This window comes from Duganella sp. HH101 (genome assembly GCF_001758795.1).
Taxonomy (GTDB): domain Bacteria; phylum Pseudomonadota; class Gammaproteobacteria; order Burkholderiales; family Burkholderiaceae_D; genus Rugamonas; species Rugamonas rivuli.
In genome coordinates, this window is record NZ_LRON01000007.1 from 179,879 (window position 1) to 205,575 (window position 25,697).

A 25,697-nucleotide genomic window follows, 5' to 3' on the forward strand; every position below is an offset into this window, starting at 1 on the left:
TCAAAGCAGCTCGATGCCGAAGCGGCGCACCAGCATCGCGAACAGGCCGAAGCAAACGATGGTGAGGACTATGCATGCCAGCAGCGTCGGCCAAAAGCCGATGCGTGGCAGCAGGACAGGGAAGGCCAGGAACATCGGCAGCGTCGGCACCACGTACCAGAAGGTGTACCACGCGTGATTGGCGATTTTTTGCTCGGGTTGTTTTTCCACGTACAGCCATATCAAGGCCAGTACCGTCACCAGCGGCAGCGCGGCGATCAAGCCTCCCACGCGGTCGCTGCGTTTGGCGAACTCCGACACGCCGACTACGACGGCGGACGTCAACAGGTACTTGATGATTAACCAGGCCATACACTTCCTTTAAAACCGATAACAATGCGCCTGCTGGCTGTCGCTGCGCAAGGACGGCATGACCAGCACGGCCGACGTCTCTTGTTGGCACGCCAGCAGCGCTTTTCGGGATGCTTCGATCCCCTCCTGGATAAAATCCTTTTTCGCAGCGCTGGCGATGGCGCTGGACATCTGTGCATCGCGGGATTGTAGCTTAACTGCGGCCGGCGCCGTGCCGAGTTTCAGTTCATGCAGTCCCTTGGTGAAGGTCGAGCGGGTCAACTGGCCGCCGGTGGAGCTGAGCATTGCTTGTCCATCGTCCGCGTGCGCCGTGATGCACGCCAGCGATAGTGCGAGCAGCAGCTTCATGGCGTGTCGGTGCCGACAAAGGTCAGCCGGTTGCCCGAAGGGTCTTTGATCGACATCTCGCGGCTGCCCCATGGCATATCCTCGATGCCGGGACGGGAGTACTTGAACTGCTTTGCCAGCAGCGCGGCGTGGAATTCATCCAGCCCGCTGGTCTCGATGCGGATAGCGCCGCCCGGGCTGCAATCGCCGAAATGCTCGGTCAGGTGCAGCACGCAGTCGCCACGGGATACCTGCAAGTACAAGGGCAGGCCCGGTTCGAAGCGGTGTTCCCAGTCGACCTGGAAGCCCAGGAAGTCGACATAGAATTCCCGTGTCTGCGCTTCGTTGAAGCTTCTCAGGATAGGTGTGATGCGGCTCAGGTTCATGGTGAAGGCCCGCTCACAGGTGCTGGTCGATCAGAACGGGATTGCCATCGGGGTCGGTGAGGATGATGCTGGCCGGGCCGGTGGTGGATTCGTCGGCCTCGGAGTCGAGGGCGACGCCTTGCGCCTTCAGCTGGCGCTGGATTTCGCGCACGTCGGTGAAGCCGTCCAGCGCCGTGGCGTTCTGGTCCCAGCCTGGATTGAAGGTCAGCATATTCTTCTCGAACATGCCCTGGAACAGGCCAATGATATGGTCGCCGTTCTTGAGGATCAGCCAGTTCTGCGCGGGGTTGCCGCCGAACTCCTTGAAGCCCAGCTTTTCATAGAAAGCCCGCGAGGCGGCCAAGTCCTTGACCGCCAGGCTGATGGAAAACGCGCCGAGTTGCATGTCGACCTCCTAACATGGATGATCGGCCAACTTTAGCACAGCACCGTCGTTCAGTACACTTCCGGCACGATGATTTCGGCGGGCACCGGACGGCGCACGTAGTCGTCGTGGTACTCGCGTTCTGGCAGCTGGATCGCCGGGTGCTCGACTTCCACATACGGCATCTGCTCCAGCAGGTGGTGGATGCAGTTCAGACGGGCCTTCTTCTTGTCCACGCCTTGCACCACCCACCACGGCGCTTCGGCAATGTGGGTGCGCTCCAGCATGATCTCCTTGGCCTTGGTGTACTCCTCCCAGCGGCGGCGCGACTCCAGGTCCATCGGGCTCAGTTTCCACTGTTTGAGCGGATCGTGGATGCGGCCCAGGAAGCGGGCATTCTGTTCCTCGTCCGAGATCGAGAACCAGTACTTGATCAGCTGGATGCCGGAGCGCGCCAGCATGCGCTCGAATTCCGGCACGGTCTGGAAGAACTCTTCGTACTGCTCGTCGGTGCAGAAGCCCATCACGCGCTCGACGCCGGCGCGGTTGTACCAGCTGCGGTCGAACAGCACGATCTCGCCGGCGGCCGGCAGGTGCGACACGTAGCGCTGGAAGTACCACTGCGTGCGCTCGCGGTTGTTCGGCGCGGGCAGGGCGGCCACGCGGCACACGCGCGGATTCAGGCGCTGGACGATGCGCTTGATGACGCCACCCTTGCCGGCGGCGTCGCGGCCTTCGAACAGGATCACGACCTTGTGGCCGGTGTGGACCACCCAGTCCTGCAGCTTGACCAGCTCCGCCTGAAGGCGGAACAACTCGCGGAAGTAGAGTCGGCGGGCTTCCTTGGCCTCGTCGCTGCGTTCGCTGACGAGCACCTGGCGGGTGACTGGATCGATCTCGCGGTCTTCCAGTTCCATCTCCAGCTCTTCGTCATAGCTGTCGGTCAGCTCGCGCTGTACGCGCTCCATCAAGTCGGTTTCATTCAGTCGCATGGTCTATCCTGGTTCAAAAAATGTGGGAGAACAGCCAGAACAGCGAACCCGATAACAGGATCGCCGCCGGCAGCGTCAGCACCCAGGCGATAGCGAGGTTGCGGACGGTGGACCATTGCAGGCCGGAGCGGTTGGCGGCCATGGTGCCCGCGACGCCGGACGACAGCACTTGCGTCGTCGATACCGGCAGGCCGTAGACGTCGGCCGCGCCGATGGTCAGCATCGCCACCATTTCGGCCGACGCGCCCTGCGCATAGGTCAGGTGGGATTTGCCGATCTTCTCGCCGACGGTGACGACGATGCGCTTCCAGCCCACCATCGTGCCCAGGCCGAGCGCGATCGCCACCGCCACCTTGACCCACAGCGGAATGAACTTGGTGGCGTCGTCCAGCTGCTGCTTGAAGGCTTTCAGGTTGGCGGAGGCGTCGGGGTCGAAGGGCACGGCCTTGGTCTTGTCCATCACGCGCATCGCTTCGGCGGCCAGGTACATATCGTTACGGACGTTGCCCACGGTTTCGGCAGGCACCTTGGCCAGCGAGCCATGCTGCTTGACCGCGTTGCGGATGTCGCCGATCAGCGTGGCCAGCGCTGGCACGACGTCAGGCGTTAGCTGCTTGCTGCGGATGTAGGCCGACAGTACCGGGCGCGGCTCGGCCGCAGGCAGGGCGTTGGGCGGGATGTATTTTTGCAGCGACTGCTGCGTGACCTGCGCCACGGCGACGAACTGCGTGACCTGGTCTACCGGCAGCGCGCGGTTCAGCGCATAGGCCATCGGCACGGTGCCGACCAGGATCAGCATGATCAGGCCCATGCCTTTTTGGCCGTCGTTGGAACCGTGGGCGAAGGAGACGCCGGTGCAGGTCAGGATCAGCAGGCCGCGGATGTACCAGGGCGGCGGCGTGTTGCCGACCGGGGCTTCGTACAGTTCGCGGCTCTTGACGAAAGCGCGCAGCGCCAGCAGCAGCAAGGCGGCGCACAGGAAGCCGACCATCGGCGACAGCAGCAGCGAGTAGCCGACCTTGGAGGCCTGCGCCCAATCGACGCCGCTGGTGCCGTCGCGGCCGTGCATCAGCGCGTTGGCGATGCCGACGCCGAGGATGGAGCCGATCATGGTGTGCGACGACGATGCCGGCAGGCCGAGCGCCCAGGTGCCCAGGTTCCAGACGATGGCGGCGATCAGCAGCGCGAACACCATGGCGAAGCCGGAGCCGGCGCCTACTTGAAGTATCAGCTCGACTGGCAGCAGCGAGATGATGCCGAAAGCGACCGCGCCGCTGGAGGTCAGCACGCCAAGGAAGTTGAAGCAGCCGGACCAGACGACGGCGGCGTTGGCCGGCATGGAGTTGGTGTAGATGACGGTGGCGACGGCGTTGGCGGTGTCGTGGAAGCCGTTGACGAATTCGAAGGCGAGGGCGATCAGCAGGGCCACGCCGAGCAGCACGTAGGGCAGCCAGTTGGTGGCGACCGGGCCGGCTTCGGTGACGTCGGTGCGCAGGCTGTAGCCGCTGAACAGCAAGCCCGCGACCAGCAGCAGGAAGAAGATTGCGGCGGTGAAGGGGGGGTTCTTGCTATCAGCGGGGCTGACCCGCGCCGCTTGGACGACTGTATTCATGCGATTCAGCTCCAGTATCAAGGTGGTAGCTGAATGTACTTGTCGAATATGACAGAGATATGACGACGTTGATGATATTGAGTTCATGCATCGCTGTGGAACTTTTCAAATTCGTCTATTGGAAGCGGTTTGCTGAACAGGTAGCCCTGGTATGAATCACACTCGGCTGTATCGAGAAACTTCTGTTGATCTTGGGTTTCTACGCCTTCGGCGATAACGGATAACTGCAAGCTATGAGCAAGCGCGATGATGGTACGCGCTATGGCAGCATCATTCGGATCCAGCAGTACGTCACGTACAAAAGATCGATCGATCTTTAACTGATCTATGGGCAACAACTTTAGATAGGAAAGCGACGAATATCCGGTGCCAAAGTCGTCCAGTGAAAAACCCACTCCCAACGATTTTAACGACGACATTTTTGCGGCGATTTCCTTTGCATTCACCATCAGTACGCTTTCGGTCAGTTCGAGTTTGAGCCGATACGGATTTGCGCCGGTGGTCAGGAGTATGGCTTGCACCTGGGTGGCAAAGTCCGCCTGACCGAATTGATGAGCACTGACGTTCACGGCAAGCGTCAAGTCTTCGAACTCGGGCATCTTTGCCCATCGACTTAATTGAAGGCATGCTGTGTGCAGGACCCAATGCCCCATGCTCAAGATTAAACCCGTTTCCTCGGCCACTTCGATGAACCCGTCGGGCGCGACAAGCCCGCGGTTCGGATGCAGCCAGCGTATCAGTGCTTCGACACCTATCACCTCCTTAGTCTTTGATATCTGAGGTTGATAGTACAAGGTGAACTGATTTTCATCGATGGCGATGCGTAGTTCTTGTTCGAGCGTCGCCCGGGCCAGCACCGCTGCTTCCATGGTCGGATCAAAGAAGCTGATGGTGTTGCGGCCCATTGCCTTCGCCCTGTACATTGCCAGGTCAGCTTGTTTAATCAAGTCCTCCTGTGTGGTCTCGGCGCCCCTGAATAGCGATGCGCCTATGCTGGCCGTGCATTGGAACGAACTGTTTCCCAATTGAATCCGATGGTCCAGCACGTCGAGGATTTTTTCTGCAATCTCTTTTACGCTGCCTGCGGCATCATTGATTTCACTGTCAAGATGGACTAGAACGACAACGAACTCGTCGCCGCCGAGGCGCGCGACGATATCGTCGTTGCGCACGGACTTCTTTAATAGTTCCGCCACCTTGGTCAGTACCTGGTCGCCAACAGTGTGGCCGCGCGTATCGTTAATGGTCTTGAAGTTATCGAGGTCAATCAATAGCAATGCGCCAAACATTTCGCTTCGCTGGCTGCTGCTTATCGCGCGGCGCAGCAGGTCATGCAGCAGTGCGCGATTGGGTAAGCCCGTCAAATGATCGAAGAACGCAAGTTCGCGAATCTTGTCTTCTGACTGTTTGCGCGATGATATGTCTTCGACGATCGACCAAATGAATTTTTCCCCGTTGGACGCCGCTACCTGGGCCCCATTCAAGCGTAGCGGAACGACAGTGCCGTCTTTACGTACATACTCCTTTTCATAGGGACCGTAATGCCCGGTGCAAGCCAGGTCATCAAGGATCTTTTTCTCGGCGTCTTCATATTTTCGTGGTGTTAGCTGCCAATAGTCGAGCGCCCTTAATTCACCGGCAGAATAGCCGCAGATCTTCTCGAACGCCTGGTTGAATTCCAAATATCGACCTTCCATATCTGTTAGCACGATGCCCAGTGGAGAGAGCTCATACAGGTAGCGCAATTTTTCAGCGTGCGCTCGGACAGCATCTTCCGCGCTTTTTCTGTCGCGGATATCACGAATCGAGCTTGCAACGAATACGCCGATTGCGGAGCTTATCTGGCTCAAGCCTATCTCTACCGTGCATTCATTGCCATCCTTGTGGCGAGCGGTGATCTCCCGCCGTTGCCCCATGAGCCTGGTAGTAGGGGATGCGATATATTGATTGCGATGCTCCGCATGTTCCTGCCGATATGCGTCGGGCACCAGCAATTCTATGGACTGGCCGAGCAGTTCTTTGGGCTTGTATCCCAGAATGGGTTCGACTTGTCGGCTTGCTAATACAATAATGCCTTCATTGTTACTAATCAGCATGGCGTCGGGGCCGGCGTCAAAAATGGCGTTCAGGCTCTCTTCGCTTTCCTGTAGTGCGCGAGTGGTGGCGGCCTGCATGATGGCTGTGGAGCTGAGCGGGGCTTGCATGGTGGTGATTTCCCGTTGGTTGTTATTGGAAATTGCGACTTTGGTTTACTTCACCTTGGGCCAGGGCACGACATTTAGCCTTGACCTCGGTCGTTCGCTTTTCGTTGTGGTCTGCAGTCTTCCTGATCGATGTGGGCATAGTTCATCCTGCCGTCCGTTTCAGGCTGGCGTTCCTATCTTTGTTTTTGGTGGAGCGAAAATCTTTGATCCAGGTCAAAAAATGCAAAAATGCAATTTTTTTGCAACATCAAAAAACTTGACGGTTGACACCGTTGCAGCGCCTGGCACCGCAGCGCTTACGTAATGTGGTGGTGGGGTACGGCCGGGGAGGCGTCGGTGGCCATTCGCAGCGGTACGCTGCAATTAACAGGCGGCTTGTCGCGACGAGGCGCGAGGCGGGATAACTTGTTCGGGACGCGGTCCGCGTTGACGGCGGCCGCGCTGGGAGTGCATGTAAATTAGTGCGACCGTAGTGCCTAGCGCGCTGGCGCCAGCGGTGTTCCCACCACCGCTTCATCCTCGGTTTCCGCAGGCGCTTCTGCCGGTGCAGTCCGGGTGGCCAGTTCCAGCTCTTCGAAAGCATCGTAGGTCAACGCCATCAGGCGTTCCGGGTCGGGCACCAGGTCGGTGTCGACGAACAGCGCTAGCTGGATCTGCCCCGCGTACGAGATAAACGCCAGTCCGACCCCGAGCTTGCCCGCCTGCGGCACCCAGCAGATCAGGTCCGTCATGCGCGAGCCGGCCAGGTAGCGGCGGCTGCCCGGGCCTTCGATATTGGTCAGCACCACCGATCCCTTGGACGTGAACAGGTTCAGCGCGAAGTGCTGAAGCGCGGTCGGCAGGCAGCCTGCGATCGACAGGAAAGCCATCGTCGCGCGCGGTTGGTGCGAGCGTTTGATGGCTGTCATGCGGTCGCTGGACTGGCGCAGGCGTATGCAGGGATCGTCCACATTGGTCGGCAAATCCACCGCCACCAGACCGAACTCGTTCCCCAGCTGGAAAGCATTAGCCTTCTCGCGCAGGTTGAAGGTGACGGCGGCGCGCAGCGCGCGGCCGTCGGGCCGTTGTCCGCGCTCGCCCAGGTACTGGCGCAACGCGCCGGAAACGGCCGCCACCCATACATCGTTCAAGGTCACGCCCATGCGCTTGGACATGGCGCGCACGCGGTCCATCTCCAGCGGCGGCAGCCAGACCAGCTGCTTGGCGCCCGTCATTGGCGCCTTGAACTGGCTGGGTGCGTCGGGCCACAGCACCGACAGCCGCGCCACGTGGAAGGCGATCTTCAGCCACGACACGCCGCGCACCACTGCCGAGCACACGGCGTTGTGCGCCACCGTGGCGCGGTGCGGATGGCCGACTGGGGAGGGCGTGCGGCCATGCACGCCGTTGTCGTCGGTCAGGTGGTTCAGCACATGCACCAGCCCCAGGCCGTCGGTGATGCAGTGGTGGACGCGGAACACGATGGCATGGCCGCCGTTGACCCGGTCCAGCACCGTCATATGCCACATCGGCCGGTCGCGCTCCAGCGGCAGGTGGGCGATGCGGGTCATGTGGCCTTGCAGCTCCTCGCGGCTCACTTCCTGCGACATCTGTTCCAGCTTGATGTGCTGGGCGATGTTGAACTGGTCGTCCTCGACCCAGTGCGGACGCCCGCGCCGCTGCACCACCTTCTGCGTGAAGCGCGGGTAGTTGGGCAGGCGCAGGCCGATGGTGGAAATCAGCCGCTCCATGTCGACCGGGCCTTCGAACAGCAAGATGCTGTTGATGACCATGAGGTTCTTGTCGGTGTCCATGCGGTGCCACGCATAGTCGCGACGCGTCATTGCCGCCGGTGCTGCGGTTGGTTTGCTCATGTGATGCTGTCTCCTCGTGCGGCGCCGAATCTTTGTCGGTGTCCGCTTATATTTTTACTGGTCGTGCTTCTGCTTCCGTGGTCGGCGCAGGCGCCGCCGCCGCTGCCGCTTCCACCGATTTGGGTGAGCGCGGCCGCAGCGCGTAACGGTTCAAGCCTGTCATGTGGATGCGGCACAGGTAGTCCGGCCAGTCGATGATGGCCGGGTCCACCGCGTAGCGCGCCTGGTCTTCGCTGCCGAAGCGCCGGGCCAGCGCCATCAGCGATTTGTTATGGAACACATAGCGCGGCGCGGTGTAGAACGAGAACGTCAATGCCAGCAGCTGCGTGGTACGCAGCGCTTCAAGCTTGGGCGATTCGCCCGCGCCCAGCAGGCGCCGTACGCCGCTCCAGGCGGTTGCGCCCAGGCTCATGGCCCGCAGCATCAACAGGAATACAGGACGGCTCACGACGCGGAAGCCATGTTTGGGCTCGTTGTAGAACAGGCGCTCGTAGTTGCGCCAGTTGCGCTGCGATTCGGTCTGGAACAGTTCGATCACACGGCCTACCGAGATCGGGTTGGCCGAGCCGGTGCAAGCCTGGTAGATGCGCGTGGCGCCTGGTTCGGTCAGTGCTTCGGCGGCGGCCAGCACGATGCTGTTGGCGACCAGGTCGGCCGGTACGATGTCGACGATCTCGTTCGGCTTGGCCGGGAAGAAGCTGGTCTTGCCGCGCGCGTAGGCCAGGATGATGGCGTCGGCCACCTTGACGCCTTCGATCCATCCCGGCGCCGGCTCCTGCAGCGTGCTTTCGATGATGGACGGGCGCACGATGGTCAACGTCTTGCCGCGCATGGCCTGTATCGCCAGCTGCTCGCCCATCCATTTGGTGAAGGTGTAGGTGTCGTTCCAGCCGTGGTAGTTGGCTTCGGCGATGCCCAGCTCCGTCAGGCGCCGGGTCAGTTGTTCGGCATCGCTGGTGTCTGCCTTGATGGCGGCCACGCGGTGTTGCAGGTGTTTGAGTAAACCGTATAAATCAAAATGGCCGTCGGCGTGGCGCGGGATGGCGGCGCGCGCCGGCGTCACGTTCTGCTCCAGCATGTCGCCGCGGTTGTAGCCGTTGACGTAGCAGGTCGATACCTGCACCAGCGGCGCGTTGGCGACGCGCGCCAGCTCGGCGATGTTCTGCACGCTGAGGGCGTTGATGGCCAGTGCTTCGTCCAGCGCTTCGCGGAAGTTGACGCTGGCGGCGGCGTTGACCACCAGGTCGATGCGGCGGGCCAGCGTGTTGAACTCGGCCAGCGGCAGGCCGAAGCAGGGTTCGGTCACTTCGCCGGTAATGCATTCGATGCGCTCGGCGAAGAACTCGGCCAGGAAGGCCGGCCGTTCGGCGCGCAGGCGGTCGAACACGGAGGAGGTGGCGATGTCGCGCTCGAAGCGGGTGCGGGCGTCGCCGTTGGTCTTGCCCCGGCCGCCGCGTATCACCAGCACGATGCGGCCGATATCGGGCACGCTGCGGATGAGTTTTTCCAGCACTACCTTGGCGAGGAAGCCGGTGCTGCCGGTGATCAGTACGCGCTCACCGGACAGCGCCGCGTGCACATTCAAAGCTGGTTTCATGGGGCTCTCAGAAACGGTGTCATTACTGCAATGAGCCGATCTTAGAGCGAAACCGTGGGGTGACTGGCGACTTTGCAGTGGCTTAGCGAGCCAAACGCATGGCTGTGCGAGTCATGGGGAGGTGGTGCTGGGGGAAACGGATATGGCACCGTTTGCAACATTGAGGCATTTGCGCAACGCCGCGTGGTTTTGCCAGGCCCGGACTATCCTCATGCGTGGAGCTTCATCGAAGCTGACAAATATTGTCAAATGAGTTACAGTTTTAGAGCTGTTACTCACCAGGATCACAGCCAATCGGTAGTTTTCATTCCAAGGGATAAACGATGAGAGTTGTCTTTTCTGCTGTCGCACTTGCTTGCGGTCTTTTTCTGGCTACACATCAACCGGCTTTTGCCGAAAACCCTGCGGTGAGCAAGAAACAGGTCACGAAAATTATTGGGCAGTTTCAGGAGGCAATCAAGAATAAAGATACTGCTGGTTTCATGGGGCTGTTCTTGCGGGAGGATGTTACGTGGACGGCGACGTACACCGACGCCAGTGTTGAACGGTATAACGCCAGCATCAAGGATACGAAGGAGCCTGTAGCTACCAGGGTTCAGGCAGGCGGCAGTCCTCGGAAGTTCATTGAAAGTATCGCGAAAAACAAAGCGCCGCAGTCTGAAACTTTCTCCAATGTCCGCATCGATACGGACGGCGATATTGCACATGTGTGGTTTGATTACACTTTTATGATCGGAACTTATAAGAGTGCCTGGGGTAAGGAGAGCTGGCAGCTGGTGCGGACGGAGGCCGGGTGGAAGATTTCTGCTGTTACCTGGTCATCTGAAGAGAATCCGGTTCCGCCAGGTGCTTGAGGCGACCGCTCTTTTCAACTCATTACAGGAGAAATTATGAAACACTTCATTCAGTCCGTTCTTGCTGCTTTCGCGCTGACAGCTAGCATCAGTGCTCATGCGGGTACTCAAGCGCTGGGTTTTGAGATCGGCGTTTCCTCCAGCGACCAGGTCAGGTCCGCCCTTGTGAAGCAAACAAAGGTTTTGGATGCCGGGGCCAATAAATTTACCGGCGGAGCAATGCTGAAGACTGACGGCTCTTCCTACGAAATCGAGGGGCTGAATGAGGTCTTGTATATCTTCGACGACCAAAAGAAACTCGCTGGCATGATCCTCGGCATGGATAAGGGAAGATTTGATTCCGTCTTCCAGGCAATTTCTGGAAAGTACAAAGTTTCATCTCAACAGAGGCCATTCGTAGGCAACCAATTCGCCCGCTTCAAAACCCAGGACGCCGTAATCGAAATGGATGCCCCTCACCTCGGCTTTGTAATGGAGGTTCGCTACATTAGAAATGACCTCATGCAAAAGTTCAATTCCCAAACGGCCGTGGAGGCTGAAGCCAAGAAGAAGCGCGAAGCTGCAAAGTTCTGAATCGAGGTATTTGCGCCACGCCCTATGTTCCTCAGGAACTCAGCCTTGTCTTACAGGGATCGGAGAGGCGCGCCTATACCGTGTTGTGGCTGGCTGGATGATGATGCGTTACCGGCAATGCCGGGCATTCATATTCATACACCCACAGGAGATGATCATGACTCAGAATCAAAAACCGCAAGACACCGGCAAACAATCGGGCACGCCGGGCTCGCAGCAAAGCGGCACCCGCGGCGGCAGCCAGCAGCAGAGCGTGGATACCAGCCGCGATACGAAGAACAAGGAAAACAGCGATCCGGCCCAGCGCCAGTCGGGCAGCCGCGATGAGCGTGGCAACCGCGACGAGCGCTGACTTCTTAGCTTATTGCCGGGCTTCCGGATACAGGCCGTGCACGCGGCCGAACAACCGGGTTAGGCCCAGCAGGGCGTCGATGTGCGGGGTGGCCAGCTGCAGGCGCTGGCCGATCTCGCGCACGGCCGCCACCAGGGCGTCCAGCTCCAGCATGCGGCCGGCCTCGGCGTCTTGCAGCATCGAGCTTTTAAATGCACCCAGCTTGCGCGTCACCAGATGGCGCTGCTCGGGCGTTTCGGCGATGTGGCAGCCGATGCGCTCGCCGATCACGGCCGCCTCACGCATGGCGGCACGGCAGAATTCGGCCACCAGTTGGTCGTCCAGAATGCGGTCCGCCGTCGCGCCAGTGATGGCCGAGACCGGATTCAAGGTCATATTCCCCCATAATTTATACCAAATGTCGTAGCGGACATCGGCCGATACCTTGACGTCGAAGCCGCCGGCGCGCAGCAGCGCGCCCAGTTGCTGGGCGCGTTCGGAGTCGCCACCGGCCGGTTCGCCGATGATCAGGCCGTTACCCATCTTGTGGCTGACCAGTCCCGGCGACGGGGTCGAGGTGCTGGCGTGGACCACGCAGCCCAGCACCTGGCGGTAGGGCAGCGCGGCGGCGATGACGCCGCCCGGGTCGACGCTAGCCAGCGGCTGGTCGCCGATGGCCGCCACGCCCTGTCCAAACCACCAGGGCACGCCGTTCATGGCGGGCAGGATGATGGTGTCTGGTGTGAGCAGTGGAGCGATCTGTTGTGCCACGGCGGCCAGCGCCTGGCCTTTGACGGCGATGATGACCACATCCTGCGCGCCGAGCTCGGCCGCGTTGTCGCTGGCGCGGGCAGGGGCCTGGATCAGGGTGTCGGCTTGTTGCAGACGCCAGCCGTGCTGGCGCAGTGCGGCCAGGGTGTCGCCGCGCGCGTAGGCGCTCAGATCGCAGGCTTGGGCCGCAGCGAGGCGGGCGCCGATAAAACCGCCAATGGCGCCGGCGCCGACTATGCATACCTTCATTGAATACTCCGTGTGGGGAAAGTTTGCTTATTTTGCCACAGGAGGGAAAGCCCGGCTGGCAGCGCAGCCGGGCTTGGTCAGGCGGGAGCGATCAGTTGCGGATGTCGAGTCGGCGGTTCAGGCTCAGCGCTGCCAGCGAGCAGACCGCGCCGGACAGCAGGTACAGCCCCACATAAGCCAGGCCGAACTGCGACGACACGCCCAGCGCCACCAGCGGTGCGAAGCCCGCGCCGACCAGCCACGCCAGATCCGACGTGAAAGCCGCGCCGGTGTAGCGGTACTGCGCCGGGAAGTTGGCGGTCACGGCGCCGGCTGCCTGGCCGTACGACAAGCCCAGCAGAGCGAAGCCCAGCATGATGAAGGTATCCTGCGCGCCTTCGCCACCGTTGAGCAGCATCGGCACGAAGCCGCTGAACACCGCGATCAGGATAGCCAGCGTGCCCAGCGTGCGGCGGCGGCCGATGCGGTCGGCGATGACGCCGGAAGCGACCACGCCCACCGCCATCAGCACCACGCCCACCATCTGCGTGCCGAGGAAGCCGGAGACCGAACGCGGCGAGTAAATCGTGATCCACGACAGCGGGAACACCGTCACCAGGTGGAACAGCGCATAGCTGGCCAGCGCGGCGAGGGCGCCGATGACCAGGTTGCGGCCTTGCGAACTGGCCATTTCCATCACGCTGGTCGGCTGCAGCTCGCGCTCTTCCAGCAGCTTGGCGTATTCGCTGGTCGAGGTCAGGCGCAGGCGGGCGAACAGCGCCACCACGTTGATGGCGAAGGCCACGTAGAACGGATAGCGCCAGCCCCAGTCCATGAAGTCGAGGTCGGTCAGGTTGCCGATCAGGTACCAGAACAGGCCGGCGGCGATGAAGAAGCCGGTCGGCGCGCCGAGCTGGCCCAGCATGGCGTACCAGCCGCGCTTGTTCTCCGGCGCGTTCAGCGCCAGCAGCGACGGCAGGCCGTCCCACGAGCCGCCCAGCGCCAGGCCTTGGCCGATGCGCAACACCGACAAGATCAAGATGGCGTAGAAGCCGCTGTCGGCGTAGGATGGCAGGAAGGCAATGCCGGCGGTGGTCGAACCCAGCAACAGCAGCGCCCCGGTCAGCTTGGCCTCACGCCCGTAGCGGCGCTGAATCGCCATCGAGATGACGGTACCGATAGGCCTTGCAATAAAGGCAAAAGAAAAGATGGTGAATGCATAAAGAGTCCCTTCCAGGCGCCCGTCGAACGGGAATAGCAGCGAAGGGAACACGAGCACTGAGGCAATCGCGTAGACAAAGAAATCGAAATACTCGGAAGCGCGCCCGATAACGACGCCGACCGCTATTTCGCCGGGGGAGATGTGGTCGTCGTCCCGGGTGTTGATGTTGCGTGCATCGTTACCGGCCTGAGATGGTTCTTGGGCGCCAACCTGCACGCCGTTTGGTGTAGTCGTAGTGGCCATAATCTCTGTCTCTTTGCGTTGATATTTTTATCACGATCATGTCCTGGCTCCTGGGACAAAGTGTCCAATGGCAAGAACATTCCGTGATTGGTACAGTAACACATCATCCACATACTGTAACGTAGATTACCTCATGATTCCTCCTCTCGCGCGTCGTGGACTGTTCCTCGCACCGCTGTTGTGGCTAGCAGGCTGCAACACGGTCGTGTTGAATCCGTCCGGTGATATCGCCGCCCAGCAGGCACACCTTGTTGTTGTGTCAACTCTGCTGATGCTGTTGATTATCGTACCCGTCATGTTCCTGATCTGTCTGTTCGCTTGGCGCTATAGGAAGTCAAATACTTCCGCCGAATACAAGCCGGACTGGGATCACTCCACCAAACTCGAACTGCTGATCTGGGGCGCTCCGCTGCTGATCATCATCGTTCTGGGCCTGATCACCTGGATCTACACCCACTTGCTGGACCCGTACCGTCCGCTGAGCCGCATCGATGAAAATCGTCCGGTCGCCGTCGGCGTCAAGCCGCTGGAAGTGCAGGTCGTGGCCATGGACTGGAAGTGGATGTTCATTTATCCGGAACAAGGCATCGCCACCGTCAACGAGCTGGTGACGCCGATCGACGTGCCGGTACGTTTCCACATGACCGCGTCGAGCGTGATGAATGCGTTCTACATCCCTGCGCTGGCCGGCATGGTCTACACCATGCCCAGCATGGAAACCCAGCTGAACGCGGTGATGAACAAGGTGGGCGTGTACGACGGCTTCTCGTCGAACTACAGCGGCGCCGGTTTCTCGGATATGAAGTTCAAGTACCACGGCGTGAGCCAGGCCGACTTCGACGCCTGGGTCGCGAAAACCCGTGCAGGCGGCGGTACGCTGACCCGCGCCGGCTACCTGGACCTGGACAAGCCGACCATCAAGCATCCGATCATGCGTTTCGGCAGCGTCGATAAAGGCCTGTACGACCTGGTGCTGAACCGTTGCGTGGCCGAAGGTTCGGTCTGCATGAATGCCCAGATGGAGCAGGACGCCATGCGCATGCAGGCTGCCGCTGCCGCGAAAGATTTGCCGAAAGATGTGTGCGAACCACCCAAGGTCGCCACCGCCACGGCTCAACCCATCCGTAAAGAATGACCATGTCTGATCTCAACCTGACCAAACTGATCTTTGGGCGGCTGTCGCTGGAAGCAATTCCATACCACGAGCCCATCCTGATCGGCACCTTCGCCATGGTGGCGATCGGCGGCCTGGCCTTCCTGGCCGCGATGTTCAAATTCCGCCTGTGGGGCCCGCTGTGGCGCGACTGGATCACCTCCATCGACCACAAGAAAATCGGCATCATGTACATGGTGCTGGCGATCGTCATGCTGCTGCGCGGCTTCGCCGACGCGCTGATGATGCGCGCCCAACAAGCGATGGCCTTCGGCGACAACGTCGGCGCGCTGCCGCCGCACCACTACGACCAGATCTTCACGGCCCACGGCACGATCATGATCTTCTTCGTGGCGATGCCGCTGGTGACGGGCCTGATGAACTACGTGGTGCCGCTGCAAATCGGCGCGCGCGACGTCTCGTTCCCGTTCCTGAACAACTTCTCGTTCTGGATGACCACCTTCGGCGCCATGCTGACGATGGTATCGCTGTTCGTCGGCGAATTCGCGCGCACCGGCTGGCTGGCTTTCCCGCCGCTGTCGGGCATCGCCGCGTCGCCTGATGTCGGGGTCGATTACTACATCTGGTCGCTGCAGGTGGCCGGGGTAGGGACGACACTGTCGGGCGTCAACCTGATCGCCACCATCGTCAAGATGCGCGCGCCAGGCATGACCATGATGAAAATGCCGGTCTTCACCTGGACCGCACTGTGCACCAATGCACTGATCGTCGCCACCTTCCCGATCCTGGCCGTCACCCTGGCCATGCTGTCGCTGGACCGCATGGTCGGCACCAACTTCTTCACCAACGACCTCGGCGGCAACCCGATGTTGTACGTCAACCTGATCTGGATCTGGGGCCACCCTGAGGTCTACATCCTGGTGCTGCCGGTGTTCGGCGTGTTCTCGGAGATCGTGTCGACGTTCTCGGCCAAGCGCCTGTTCGGCTACACCTCGATGGTGTATGCGACCGTCGTGATCACCATCCTGTCCTACCTGGTATGGCTGCACCACTTCTTCACGATGGGCTCGGGCGCGTCGGTGAACTCGTTCTTCGGCATCACCACGATGATCATCTCGATCCCGACCGGGGCCAAGATCTTCAACTGGCTGTTCACCATGTACAAAGGCCGCGTGCGTTTCGACGTGCCTATGCTGTGGACCGTCGGCTTCATGCTGACCTTCACCATCGGCGGCATGACCGGCGTGATGCTGGCCGTACCACCTGCCGACTTCGTGCTGCACAACTCGCTGTTCCTGATCGCCCACTTCCACAACGTCATCATCGGCGGCGTGGTGTTCGGTTGCTTCGCCGGCCTGAACTACTGGTTCCCTAAAGCCTTCGGCTTCAAGCTCGACGAGTTCTGGGGCAAGGTATCGTTCTGGTGCTGGCTGGTCGGTTTCTGGGTGGCCTTCACGCCGCTGTACGTGATGGGCTTCATGGGCGTGACCCGCCGCATGAACCACTTCGAAGATCCTTCGCTGCAAAAATGGTTCATCATCGCCGCCATCGGCGCGCTGATCATCGCCGCCGGTATCGGCGCGATGCTGGTGCAGTTCTATGTCAGCTGGAAGAACCGCGAGAAGCTGCGCGACGTCACCGGCGACCCATGGGGTGGCCGTACGCTGGAGTGGGCGACCTCGTCGCCACCGCCGGACTACAACTTCGCCTTCACGCCAGTGGTGCATGAGAGCGACAGCTGGGCCGACATGAAGGCCAATAACTACAAGCGTCCGACCAAAGGCTTCGTGGCCATCCACATGCCTAAGAACACCGCTGCCGGCTTCATCATCTCGGCACTGACGTTCGCCCTGGGCTTCGCCATGGTTTGGCAGATGTGGATCCCGGCTGCGCTGGCGTTCGTCGCCATGATGGCCGCCATCATCACGCACACCTTTAACTACAAGCGCGATTACTACATCCCTGCGGAAGAAGTCGTCCGCACCGAAGAAGCGCATACTCGTTTGCTGGAAAGCCATGTCTGAAACTATCGCTAACGGCGCCGTGAGCGCCGACCCAAGCGCACGCTACTACGTGCGCGAACACCACCCGGAGAACGGCACGCTGCTGGGCTTCTGGCTCTACCTGATGAGCGACTGCCTGTTGTTCGCCGGCCTGTTCGCGGCATACGCCGTGCTGGGTCGCAACTACGCGGGCGGTCCGACCGGCGCCGAGTTGTTCGACCTGCCGACCGTGGCGATCAACACCGGCTTCCTGCTGATGTCGTCGATCACCTACGGCTTCGCGATGATCGCCTCGCAGCGCAAGAACCTGAAGGCGACCATCGTCTGGCTGCTGATCACCGGCGCGTTCGGCATGGCCTTCCTGTACCTGGAGCTGGACGAGTTCGTTCACCTGATCCATGAAGGCGCGGGCCCGCAACGCAGCGCGTTCCTGACCTCGTTCTTCGCGCTGGTCGGCACCCACGGCCTGCACGTGACCTTCGGCTCGATCTGGCTGATCACGCTGGTGTTCCAGCTGGCCAAGCACGGCCTGACGCCCGAGAACAACCGTCGCCTGATGTGCCTGTCGATGTTCTGGCACTTCCTGGACGTGATCTGGATCGGCGTCTTTACCTTTGTCTACCTGATGGGAGTCCTGCCATGAGCGCACACAATCACGACCACCACGGTCACGGTCACGACGACCACGGCCACGGCCATGAAGCAGGCGCCCACGGCAGCCTGAAGGACTACGCGATCGGCTTCGTGCTGTCGGTGATCCTGACCGCGATTCCGTTTTACCTGGTCATGACCAAGGCCTTCGACAAGTCCAGCACCACCGCCGCGGTGATCCTGGCCTTCGCGGCGGTGCAGGTGGTGGTGCACATGGTGTACTTCCTGCACATGAACGGCAAGATCGAAGGCGGCTGGTCGCTGCTGGCGACCATGTTCACGCTGGTGCTGCTGGTCATCGTACTGGCCGGTTCGATCTGGGTCATGTACCACATGAACGTCAACATGATGCCGTCCATGGGTACGGACGTGCACAACATGCGCGACATGCAATGACGACGGGGGCATCGCGCCCACGTTCCCGCGCCCTGCGCGTCAGCCTGGCCATTGCGGCCGGGTTGATGTTCGCAGGGTTTTTTGCTTTGGGGACCTGGCAAATATTCCGCCTGCAATGGAAGCTGGCCTTGATCGAGCGCGTCGAGCAGCGCGTGCACGCGGCGCCGGTGGCGGCGCCCGCCAGCGCGCAATGGCCGCAGCTGAACGCCGAGGCCGACGACTACCGCCGCGTGCAGCTCAGCGGCGTCTACCTGCAAGGCTCGGATACGCAAGTGCTGGCCTCGCTGGACCGCGGCATAGGCTACTGGGTGCTGACGCCGCTGTGCACGGCCGACGGCGGCATCGTCATGGTCAACCGCGGCTTCATCCGCGCCGGTTCCGGCGGCTGGGCTCCGCAGCCGGCGCCGCCTGCCGCCGCGGCCGATGCCTGCGCTGCGGCGCTTGCCGCCGCCCGCCTGGCCGGCACTGCGCCGGTCGGCGTCAGCGGCCTGCTGCGGATGGGCGAGGCGTCCGGCCGCCTGCGCCAGAACGAACCGGCGCGCAACTACTGGTACACCCGCGACGTGCAGGCCATCGCCCGCGCGCGCGGCTTGCCGGCCGTGGCGCCTTACTTCGTCGATGCCGACGCCGCTCCCGGCGCGGCTGCCGAGGGCGAACCGATAGGCGGCCTGACGGTGGTTTCCTTCGCCAACAGCCATTTGGTTTATGCTGTCACCTGGTACGCGCTGGCGCTGATGGTCGCCGGCGGCGCCGCATGGGTCGTCCGCGAGGGACGCCAACCACCAACGAACGCATAAATGGCCAGGAAAAACGATAATCCATACGACCGGGGCCGTCCCAACGCCCCCGTGATCGAGCCGCTGGCGGCGGTCAAGGCGTCGGCCAACACCATCACCCACGCGGCCGGCCACAAGAACATGCAGCAGCTGATCCAGCTGCGCTGGATCGCCGTGGTCGGCCAGATCACCACCATCTTCGCCGCCACCATGGTGTTCGACGTGCAGCTGCCGTTGCCGGCCATGCTGAACGTGCTGGCCTGCCTGATCGCCTTCAACATCGCCAGCACCTTGCGCTGGCAGGAAAACCAGGTGGTGTCCAACAGCGAGCTGCTGCTGGCGCTGACGGTCGATATCGCCAGCCTGACGGCGCAGCTCTACCTGAGCGGCGGCGCCACCAATCCCTTTGTGTTCCTTTACCTGCTGCATGTGATCCTGGGCGCGGTGCTGCTGGAGTCGTGGTCGACGTGGACCATCGTCGGCGTCACCGGCACCTGCATCGCCGGGCTGGCGCTGTTTTCCGAACCGCTGGCGCTGCCGCTGGATCATGCGCGCGGCATCCTCAGCCTGTACGTGCAGGGCATGCTGATCTGCTTCGTGCTCGACGCGGCGCTGCTGGTCATCTTCATCACGCGCATCATGCGCAATATGCGGGTGACGGCGACCAAGCTGGCCGACCTGCGCCAGCGCGCCGCCGAGGAAGACCATATCATCCGCATGGGCCTGCTGGCCTCGGGCGCGGCGCACGAGCTGGGCACGCCGCTGGCGACGCTGGCCGTCATCCTCGGCGACTGGAAGCACATGCCCGAGTTCAAGGCCAATGCCGAGCTGCTGGAGGAGATCGGCGAGATGCAGACGCAGCTCAAGCGCTGCAAGTCCATCGTCAGCGGCATCCTGCTGTCGGCCGGCGAGACGCGCGGAGAATCGTCGGCTGCGACCACCATCAACACCTTCCTGGCTGAACTGGTGGCGGAATGGCGCGTGGGGCGGCCGGTGGTGGCGTTTGAATTTGACAACCGCATCGCACCGGATCATCCGGTGGTGTCCGACTCGACGCTGAAACAGATGATCTGCAACGTGCTCGACAATGCGCTGGAAGCGTCGCCGCAATGGCTGCGCATGGAGGCCAGCGTGGAAGACGGCCAATTGGTGCTGCAGGTGATGGACGCGGGCCCGGGCTTCGCGCCCGACATCCTGGCGCAGCTGGGCAAACCGTACAACTCAAGCAAGGGGCGGCCGGGCGGTGGCCTGGGCCTGTTCCTGGTGGTGAACGTGGCGCGCACGCTGGGCGGCGCGGTCACGGCGTCGAACTGGCCGCAGGGCGGGGCGCTGGTGCGCCTGACGCTGCCGCTGGCCGAGATCGAAATCAAACCGGAATCGAATCACTATGACTACTGAAGAAGAACGCGTACTGTTGCTGGTCGAGGACGACGCCGCCTTCGCCCGCACGCTGGGGCGCTCCTTCGAGCGGCGCGGCTACAAGGTGCTGCTGGCGGAGAATGTCGACGAGGCCAGCGCGCTGCTGGTCGACCACTCGCCAGGCTATGCGGTGGTGGATCTGAAGTTGAAGGGCAATTCCTCCGGCCTGGCCTGCGTGCAGATGCTGCACCAGCACGACGCCGACATGCTGATCGTGGTGCTGACCGGCTTCGCCAGCATCAACACGGCGGTGGAGGCGATCAAGCTGGGCGCCTGCCAGTACCTGGCCAAGCCCTCCAACACGGACGACATCGAAGCGGCCTTCGAACACGTGGCCGGCGCGGCGGAGCTGGAGCTGACCAACCGCGCCACGTCGGTCAAGACGCTGGAGTGGGAGCATATCCACGCGGTGCTGGCGGAGACCGACTTCAACATCTCCGAAGCGGCGCGGCGGCTGGGCATGCACCGCCGCACGCTGGCGCGCAAGCTGGAGAAGCAGCGCGTCAAATAGCGCGGCCGGTTACTTGTCATATTTGCACTGTTTATGGTATTCTATTTTGTGCCATTTTGACATCATAAACAGGAGCTTATTTTGAAGACAGCGTTTTCGTTTGCCAGGCTGATGCCAGTCGTCGCCGCGGCCGCATGTGGAACCTTGATGAACGCGGCTTCGGCTGAAGCCTTGTCGCTGACCGGCGCGTCGGTGTACGACATCAACGCCGGCGGCGTTTACGTCGGCAACGGCTGGGATACCACCGGCGCCAACGGCGCCGCCAATCTGTACCTGCTGACCACGCCTGACGACGCCAGCTCGTTCATCAACAGCGGCAACGGCGCGACCACCTCGCTGAACCAGGATCTGTCCAGCCCTGGCAGCTACACCTTCTATTTCCGCGCTGACGGTGGCGGTTTCAACTGGCCTACCTCTTCGGCCGGCCTGAACCTGTTCTTCAACGGCGCCAACAACACGCCCGGTGTTTCGGCCTACGTGCCGTTCAATGTGGTTCATCCAACGGTGGCGGCGTATGGCAACAACAGCCTGGGGATCAACGGCGGCGATGTGCTGGCGGCGAATTCCTTGTCCTTCAGCGTGGGCAATACCACGCTGACGCTGAGCAATTTCACCTTGTTCGACTACGCCCATCCAGCGGTGCCGAATGCGGTGCCGGATTTGGTCGGCGTCTACGACAACACGCCTAACCACCTCGCCGACTACTCGGGTTCGTTCACGGTGCATGTTTCCGCAGTGCCCGAGCCCGGGCAGTGGGCGATGATGGCCGGCGGTATCGGCCTGCTGGCGGCAATGCGGCGCCGCCAGCAAGCCGGTAGGTAAAACATCGGGGGCCAGCGGCCCCCGATTTTTTTAGCGGCAGGCGGCGTTTTTGAAGGTGCCCAGCTGCGGTTGTGGTTCCCAGCCGCTGCCCATGTAGGCGTTGGAGCATGCCAGCGAGCCGTTCAGCTTGCTCTTGTACCACATGAACGGGGCTGGGCCGGCGAAGGCGCTGGCGGCACAAACTGCGGCGATCAAACCTGCAATGATCATTTTCGATTTCATGGTATTCCTTGATGATAGATGGCCCCAATGGCCAAGGAATAATATCCTATCGTAAACATTGCTGATTGGCTACGTTTGTTTGTTTTATAATCTATTTGGTGATTTCTGTCACTATAAGTTGCATCTCCATGCCGGCGCTGTCGTCCTGCGAGATCTTGACGGTGGCCGGCTCGCCGAGCGCCACCAGCAGGCCGGGTTTGCCGACCGGCTTGCCGTCGCGCGTGACGCTGCTGGCGATGTAGACCTTGCCGCCATCGACCGGCTGCAGCATGAACTCCGCTTGCCATTGCTGGGCGCCTTCGCCGACGCGCATCGCTGCCGGAGTGCCGCTGCGGGTGTGCAGGTGTGGCGAGATGGTCGCGCCGTTGACTGTCATGTGCATGGCGATATCGTACAGCTGGCCTTCGGGTGCGCTGTTTTGCGCCGCCCATGCGGCCCAGCTGCCGGTGCTCATGGCGGCGGCGATCAGGGTGCTGCCGGCGATGCGCAGTGCTTGCGGCGTGGTGCGGTTCAGGTTCATGACTCTTTCCTTTAGCGGGTGGTTGGACTGCCATTGACATGCGAACGGTGCGTCGTTCGCGGATAACTGCGTTTTGAGCATGGCGTCGGCGTAGCTGCGGCGCGAGCTGGGGTGGCGGCGTACAACTTCGGCGTCGCACGCCAGTTCCTGGTCGATGCGCATCAGGCGCTCTGCGATGTGGACCAGGGGATTGAACCAGTTCAGGCAGCGCAGCGCGGCGCAGACTGCATTGGCCAGCGGGTCGCGGCGGCGGGCGTGGGTGCGTTCGTGCGCCAGGATCAGCTCCCGTTCCGTCTCTGTGTAGCGGCGGTCGAAGTCGGACGGCACGACGATGAGCGGCCGCCACAGGCCCACCAGCGCGGGGCCGGCATCGGCAGAGTCGGCATAGGCGATACCGTCGCGCTGCGCGGGAGTGCCCATGCTGCGGATATAGGCGCGTTGCTGGCCGATCTGGCGGGCGGCGGCCAGCAGCACGCCGGCCAGCCATGCCGACATGATGAGGCAGGCCTGCCCCGGCGGTGCGGCCGGCGGCGCCAGGTTGGCGATGCCGGTCGTCAGCGGTTCGATGGCGGCGGCGGGGCGCACCAGCAGGCTGCCTGTCGGCGCCGCCGGCAGCAAGGCGGCCAATGCGCACAAGGGTACGGCCAGCCACGCGGCGTAGGCGACGCCCGCGCCAAAGCAGCGGCGCAGCGGCTGGCGCAGCGCAATCACAGCGAGGGCGGCGAGGCTCAAGGCGCAGCTCGCATGCAGCAGCGGTGGCAGCGCCGCGGACCAATCACTTGCTGTCATCGAGCTCTCCGATCAGGCGTTTGAGTTCTTCCAGGTCCGCCTTGCTCAACTTGCGATGGCGGCTGAAGTGCGCCACCAGCGGCGCGACGCGGCCGTCGAACAAGCGGTCCAGGAAGCCCTTGCTCTCGCTGTGCAGCCACTGTTCGCGCGTGAGCGCGGCGGAATAGAGATAGCGCCGTCCATCCTTCAGCACCTTGACGGCGTTCTTGCGCAGTAGCCGGTTGAGCAGCGTCTTGACGGTGGACTCCTGCCAGGCGCGCTCGTCGCCGATTGCCGCCGCCACTTCCTCCGCGCTGCGCGGGCTGCGCGTCCACAACGCTTCCATGACGACCGATTCGGCTTCGCTGATCTGTGGGACAGGTTTCATCGTTTTTCCATTTACACGTGTAATCGCTGCGAATGATTACAGTTGTAATCGCGGCTGTCAAGCGCTAAACTGGCGGCATGACACAACAGACCTTGCTGCCGGGCTTTGAGCCCGAACCTGAACCGACGGACCGCATCTTCTTTGCCGTGCTGCCGGACGCCGGCGCCATCGCGCGCATCAATACGCTGACCGCGGAGCTCAAGGCCGCGCATGGCATGCGTGGCCGCGCCATCGCCGATGCGCGCCTGCACGCCACGCTGTGCAACCTGGGCGATTTTCCCGGCATGCCGGACAGCCTGGTGGCGCGGGCAGGGCAGGCGGCGGCCTCGGTGGCCGGGGCGACGGCGCCTTTCGCCGTCAGCTTCGACACGGCGCAGACCTTCATCAACCGCGCGCGCAACCGGCCTTTCGTGCTGACCGGCGGCGACGGCGTGAGCGGGCTCGGCTCCTTGTATAAAAGTCTCGCGATGGCCTTGCTCAAGGCTGGCCTGCACGGTAATCCGCCGAGCTATATGCCGCACCTCACACTGCTGTACGATGACGTGACGGCCCCGCCGCAGGCCGCCGGTCCCATCGAGTGGATGGTGCGTGAACTGGTGCTGGTTCACAGCCACATCGGCCAGAACCTGCCGTACACCGCGCTGGGGCGCTGGAGTTTGCAAGGCTAACTTTTATAGTGGGGCCACCATGCTGATCAGACGTTGCGCCGTTTTGTTCCTGGAACCCCGGGAAGACCTCGACATCGACTGGGCGGCGCTGTTCGCCGGCGATGGCGCGCTGGGCGCGAACATCCGCTGGATGGCGCTGGCGGCGCATCTGGGCGAGGAGGTCGAAGTCAGCCTGGAAGAGATGGCGGCGCTGGGCGGCGTCGGACTGACGCTGTGGCAGGAGCGCGGCGACTGTGAACAGAAATTCGGCGAGGCGGCCATCGCCCGCCTGCTGCAAACCGGCCTGCTGATCGGCGACGAAGCCGGCGGCGATGGCGGCGATGGCAGTCGCCATGCGCACTTCCGCGAACGCGACGAGGTGCTGCGCTCGCAGAACTGGCGGCCGCTGTCGGCCACCGCGCACATGTTCAGCCGCTGGGGCGATATGCGGGTCGACAAGGGCATGCAGTTCCCCAGCTTCGAAGAGCTGGTGGTTTCATACGGCACGCCGCCCGGCCCGGCCATCGAGCGCGCCGCGCCCGCCGACGCGGTGGCGCTGCCCGTGCCCGAACGCGCACGCCTCGACGACACGCTGTTCCAGCGCTACACCGGCCGCAATTTCGACGGCGCCGCCGTGCTGCCGCTGGCCACCGCCGCGCGCCTGTTGCAGCGGGCCTTTGGCGCGCAGGGCGAACGCGAAATGGCGCCCGGCGCCTTCGTGCTGAAAAAGCTCAGCCCCTCGGCGGGCGGCCTGCACCCGGTGGAGGCTTACGTGCTGGCGCAGCGCATCGAAGGCGTCGCGTCCGGCCTGTATCACTATCACCCTGTACGCCACGTGCTGGAGCCGCTGGCGGCGATGGACACCACGCAAACGGCGGAGCTGGCGATGCGCATGGTGGCGGACCAGGATTGGTTTATCGATGCGCCGATGATGGTGGTGCTGGCGGCGCGGGTGGAGCGCAACTTCTGGAAGTACCGCAATCACGCCAAGGCCTATCGCGCACTGCTGCTCGATGCGGGGCACTTGTCGCAGACGTTCTATCTGCTGGCGACTGAAGCTGGTATGCCGGCCTTTGTGACGGCGGCGGTGAATGAGATCGACATCGAGCGGGTATTTGGGCTCGACCCGTTGAAGGATATGGTGATCGCCGTATGCGGCTGCGGGAAGGCTTCCGGCGCGCAGGATACGGTGGAAATGCGCTACGAGCCTTAACGCTGGCCGGACAGGAAGAAGGGAATCGCACCGGCGGCGTTTTCCAGCTTGCCTTTGATGGCGTGGCGGCTGGCGATGAATACTTCCTTCGCTGGCAGGCAGCGCAGGGCAGGGATCTTGTCGGCGGCGAGCTTGATGCCCAGGGTGCCCAGCGCCAGTTGTGGGTCGTTCAGGAAGCTTGCGCGGAACGTGTCGTCGCCGGACAGCTTGGACAGCAGCAGATCGAGATCTTGCGGGGAATGCGTAGCCATGTCTTAACCTTTCGTGTGGAAGTATGGAAATCTCGCGTTTCGAAACGCAACTTCATCGTAGGCTATAGCGGCCACTATCTCAAGGTAA

29 protein-coding genes are annotated in these 25,697 nt (G+C 62.2%); 14 read left to right on the top strand and 15 right to left on the bottom strand.

Annotated elements, in window-relative coordinates; all coding sequences use genetic code 11:
* The 7 genes from DUGA2_RS13710 to DUGA2_RS13740 form a co-directional block, all read right to left on the bottom strand.
* The gene (locus DUGA2_RS13710) at window positions 1-351 is read right to left on the bottom strand and encodes a DUF3147 family protein (RefSeq protein WP_070269804.1); all 351 of its coding nucleotides are present in this window, start codon (window positions 349-351) and stop codon (window positions 1-3) included.
* Window positions 352-360: 9 nt separating this feature from the next.
* Entirely contained in the window at window positions 361-699 is a 339-nt protein-coding gene (locus DUGA2_RS13715) for a hypothetical protein (RefSeq protein WP_070269805.1), read from the bottom strand.
* A complete protein-coding gene (locus DUGA2_RS13720; RefSeq protein ID WP_070269806.1) occupies window positions 696-1,064 on the bottom strand; it encodes a glyoxalase superfamily protein in 369 nt (122 codons plus the stop codon). Before DUGA2_RS13720 ends, DUGA2_RS13715 begins: the two co-directional genes overlap by 4 nt.
* A 13-nt stretch (window positions 1,065-1,077) precedes the next feature.
* On the bottom strand, window positions 1,078-1,449 hold the full coding sequence (locus tag DUGA2_RS13725) for a VOC family protein (RefSeq protein ID WP_070269807.1): 372 nt from the start codon (window positions 1,447-1,449) through the stop codon (window positions 1,078-1,080).
* 50 nt (window positions 1,450-1,499) lie between these two features.
* Window positions 1,500-2,420: a polyphosphate kinase 2 gene (gene ppk2 / locus DUGA2_RS13730; protein WP_175022871.1), complete on the bottom strand. Its 921-nt coding sequence runs from the start codon at window positions 2,418-2,420 to the stop codon at window positions 1,500-1,502.
* A 13-nt stretch (window positions 2,421-2,433) separates the two neighbouring features.
* Window positions 2,434-4,032, bottom strand: coding sequence for an inorganic phosphate transporter (locus DUGA2_RS13735; protein ID WP_070269840.1), 1,599 nt, complete (start codon window positions 4,030-4,032; stop codon window positions 2,434-2,436).
* An 83-nt stretch (window positions 4,033-4,115) separates the two neighbouring features.
* On the bottom strand, window positions 4,116-6,206 hold the full coding sequence (locus DUGA2_RS13740; protein ID WP_168167786.1) for a bifunctional diguanylate cyclase/phosphodiesterase: 2,091 nt from the start codon (window positions 6,204-6,206) through the stop codon (window positions 4,116-4,118).
* On the opposite strand from DUGA2_RS13740, the gene DUGA2_RS33530 reads away from it, so the two are divergent.
* Window positions 6,205-6,540 carry a hypothetical protein gene (locus DUGA2_RS33530; protein ID WP_168167787.1) on the top strand — a complete coding sequence of 112 codons (336 nt, stop codon included), beginning with the start codon at window positions 6,205-6,207 and terminating at the stop codon, window positions 6,538-6,540. The two genes, DUGA2_RS13740 and DUGA2_RS33530, sit on opposite strands and share 2 nt — an antisense overlap.
* Before the next feature lie 172 nt (window positions 6,541-6,712).
* Here DUGA2_RS33530 and DUGA2_RS13745 read toward each other — a convergent pair whose 3' ends face one another.
* Entirely contained in the window at window positions 6,713-8,089 is a 1,377-nt protein-coding gene (locus DUGA2_RS13745; RefSeq protein ID WP_070269809.1) for a wax ester/triacylglycerol synthase family O-acyltransferase, read from the bottom strand.
* A 46-nt stretch (window positions 8,090-8,135) separates the two neighbouring features.
* Entirely contained in the window at window positions 8,136-9,686 is a 1,551-nt protein-coding gene (locus tag DUGA2_RS13750) for a fatty acyl-CoA reductase (RefSeq protein WP_070269810.1), read from the bottom strand.
* Window positions 9,687-10,009: 323 nt separating this feature from the next.
* Here DUGA2_RS13750 and DUGA2_RS13755 point away from each other — a divergent pair, with 323 nt between their 5' ends.
* The 3 genes from DUGA2_RS13755 (at window position 10,010) to DUGA2_RS13765 (ending at window position 11,465) form a co-directional block, all read left to right on the top strand.
* Complete coding sequence (locus tag DUGA2_RS13755; protein ID WP_141753272.1) at window positions 10,010-10,540, top strand: nuclear transport factor 2 family protein; 531 nt, start codon at window positions 10,010-10,012, stop codon at window positions 10,538-10,540.
* Window positions 10,541-10,576: 36 nt separating this feature from the next.
* Window positions 10,577-11,113, top strand: coding sequence for a hypothetical protein (locus DUGA2_RS13760; RefSeq protein WP_070269812.1), 537 nt, complete (start codon window positions 10,577-10,579; stop codon window positions 11,111-11,113).
* A gap of 157 nt (window positions 11,114-11,270) precedes the next feature.
* On the top strand, window positions 11,271-11,465 hold the full coding sequence (locus DUGA2_RS13765; RefSeq protein WP_008448953.1) for a hypothetical protein: 195 nt from the start codon (window positions 11,271-11,273) through the stop codon (window positions 11,463-11,465).
* Window positions 11,466-11,474: 9 nt separating this feature from the next.
* On the opposite strand, the gene DUGA2_RS13770 is transcribed toward DUGA2_RS13765, so the two are convergent.
* A complete protein-coding gene (locus tag DUGA2_RS13770; RefSeq protein ID WP_070269813.1) occupies window positions 11,475-12,464 on the bottom strand; it encodes a 2-dehydropantoate 2-reductase in 990 nt (329 codons plus the stop codon).
* A 91-nt stretch (window positions 12,465-12,555) separates the two neighbouring features.
* Window positions 12,556-13,908: an MFS transporter gene (locus DUGA2_RS13775; RefSeq protein WP_070269814.1), complete on the bottom strand. Its 1,353-nt coding sequence runs from the start codon at window positions 13,906-13,908 to the stop codon at window positions 12,556-12,558.
* A 133-nt stretch (window positions 13,909-14,041) separates the two neighbouring features.
* On the opposite strand from DUGA2_RS13775, the gene cyoA reads away from it, so the two are divergent.
* The 8 genes from cyoA (at window position 14,042) to DUGA2_RS13815 (ending at window position 21,600) form a co-directional block, all read left to right on the top strand.
* Entirely contained in the window at window positions 14,042-15,043 is a 1,002-nt protein-coding gene (cyoA, locus tag DUGA2_RS13780; protein ID WP_071658913.1) for a ubiquinol oxidase subunit II, read from the top strand.
* 2 nt (window positions 15,044-15,045) lie between these two features.
* Window positions 15,046-17,046, top strand: a complete 2,001-nt coding sequence (gene cyoB / locus DUGA2_RS13785) for a cytochrome o ubiquinol oxidase subunit I (protein ID WP_070269841.1) — start codon at window positions 15,046-15,048, stop codon at window positions 17,044-17,046.
* Window positions 17,039-17,668, top strand: a complete 630-nt coding sequence (gene cyoC, locus DUGA2_RS13790; RefSeq protein ID WP_008448944.1) for a cytochrome o ubiquinol oxidase subunit III — start codon at window positions 17,039-17,041, stop codon at window positions 17,666-17,668. The genes cyoB and cyoC overlap by 8 nt, the downstream gene beginning before the upstream one ends.
* Window positions 17,665-18,072, top strand: a complete 408-nt coding sequence (gene cyoD, locus DUGA2_RS13795) for a cytochrome o ubiquinol oxidase subunit IV (RefSeq protein ID WP_070269816.1) — start codon at window positions 17,665-17,667, stop codon at window positions 18,070-18,072. The genes cyoC and cyoD overlap by 4 nt, the downstream gene beginning before the upstream one ends.
* Window positions 18,069-18,869: an SURF1 family protein gene (locus DUGA2_RS13800; RefSeq protein WP_070269817.1), complete on the top strand. Its 801-nt coding sequence runs from the start codon at window positions 18,069-18,071 to the stop codon at window positions 18,867-18,869. The genes cyoD and DUGA2_RS13800 overlap by 4 nt, the downstream gene beginning before the upstream one ends.
* The gene (locus DUGA2_RS13805) at window positions 18,870-20,246 is read left to right on the top strand and encodes an ATP-binding protein (RefSeq protein WP_141753273.1); all 1,377 of its coding nucleotides are present in this window, start codon (window positions 18,870-18,872) and stop codon (window positions 20,244-20,246) included.
* On the top strand, window positions 20,236-20,778 hold the full coding sequence (locus tag DUGA2_RS13810; RefSeq protein WP_008448936.1) for a response regulator transcription factor: 543 nt from the start codon (window positions 20,236-20,238) through the stop codon (window positions 20,776-20,778). Before DUGA2_RS13805 ends, DUGA2_RS13810 begins: the two co-directional genes overlap by 11 nt.
* Window positions 20,779-20,925: 147 nt before the next feature.
* Window positions 20,926-21,600 carry a PEP-CTERM sorting domain-containing protein gene (locus DUGA2_RS13815; RefSeq protein WP_070269818.1) on the top strand — a complete coding sequence of 225 codons (675 nt, stop codon included), beginning with the start codon at window positions 20,926-20,928 and terminating at the stop codon, window positions 21,598-21,600.
* A 30-nt stretch (window positions 21,601-21,630) separates the two neighbouring features.
* On the opposite strand, the gene DUGA2_RS13820 is transcribed toward DUGA2_RS13815, so the two are convergent.
* The 3 genes from DUGA2_RS13820 to DUGA2_RS13830 all read right to left on the bottom strand — a co-directional run bounded on the left by DUGA2_RS13820 (window position 21,631) and on the right by DUGA2_RS13830 (window position 23,498).
* Window positions 21,631-21,822, bottom strand: coding sequence for a hypothetical protein (locus DUGA2_RS13820; RefSeq protein WP_008448933.1), 192 nt, complete (start codon window positions 21,820-21,822; stop codon window positions 21,631-21,633).
* Between the two features lie 91 nt (window positions 21,823-21,913).
* Window positions 21,914-23,131, bottom strand: a complete 1,218-nt coding sequence (locus DUGA2_RS13825) for a M56 family metallopeptidase (protein ID WP_071658914.1) — start codon at window positions 23,129-23,131, stop codon at window positions 21,914-21,916.
* Window positions 23,118-23,498 (bottom strand): BlaI/MecI/CopY family transcriptional regulator, encoded by a 381-nt coding sequence (locus DUGA2_RS13830; RefSeq protein ID WP_070269820.1) that lies wholly within the window; start codon window positions 23,496-23,498, stop codon window positions 23,118-23,120. The genes DUGA2_RS13825 and DUGA2_RS13830 overlap by 14 nt, the downstream gene beginning before the upstream one ends.
* 77 nt (window positions 23,499-23,575) lie before the next feature.
* Between DUGA2_RS13830 and DUGA2_RS13835 the strand changes: the two genes are divergently transcribed.
* Window positions 23,576-24,166, top strand: coding sequence for a 2'-5' RNA ligase family protein (locus DUGA2_RS13835; RefSeq protein ID WP_070269821.1), 591 nt, complete (start codon window positions 23,576-23,578; stop codon window positions 24,164-24,166).
* A gap of 19 nt (window positions 24,167-24,185) precedes the next feature.
* The gene (locus DUGA2_RS13840) at window positions 24,186-25,358 is read left to right on the top strand and encodes a putative peptide maturation dehydrogenase (RefSeq protein WP_070269822.1); all 1,173 of its coding nucleotides are present in this window, start codon (window positions 24,186-24,188) and stop codon (window positions 25,356-25,358) included.
* Here DUGA2_RS13840 and DUGA2_RS13845 read toward each other — a convergent pair.
* Window positions 25,355-25,609, bottom strand: coding sequence for an NHLP-related RiPP peptide (locus DUGA2_RS13845; RefSeq protein ID WP_008448927.1), 255 nt, complete (start codon window positions 25,607-25,609; stop codon window positions 25,355-25,357). The genes DUGA2_RS13840 and DUGA2_RS13845 overlap by 4 nt on opposite strands.
* Window positions 25,610-25,697 lie beyond the last annotated feature (88 nt).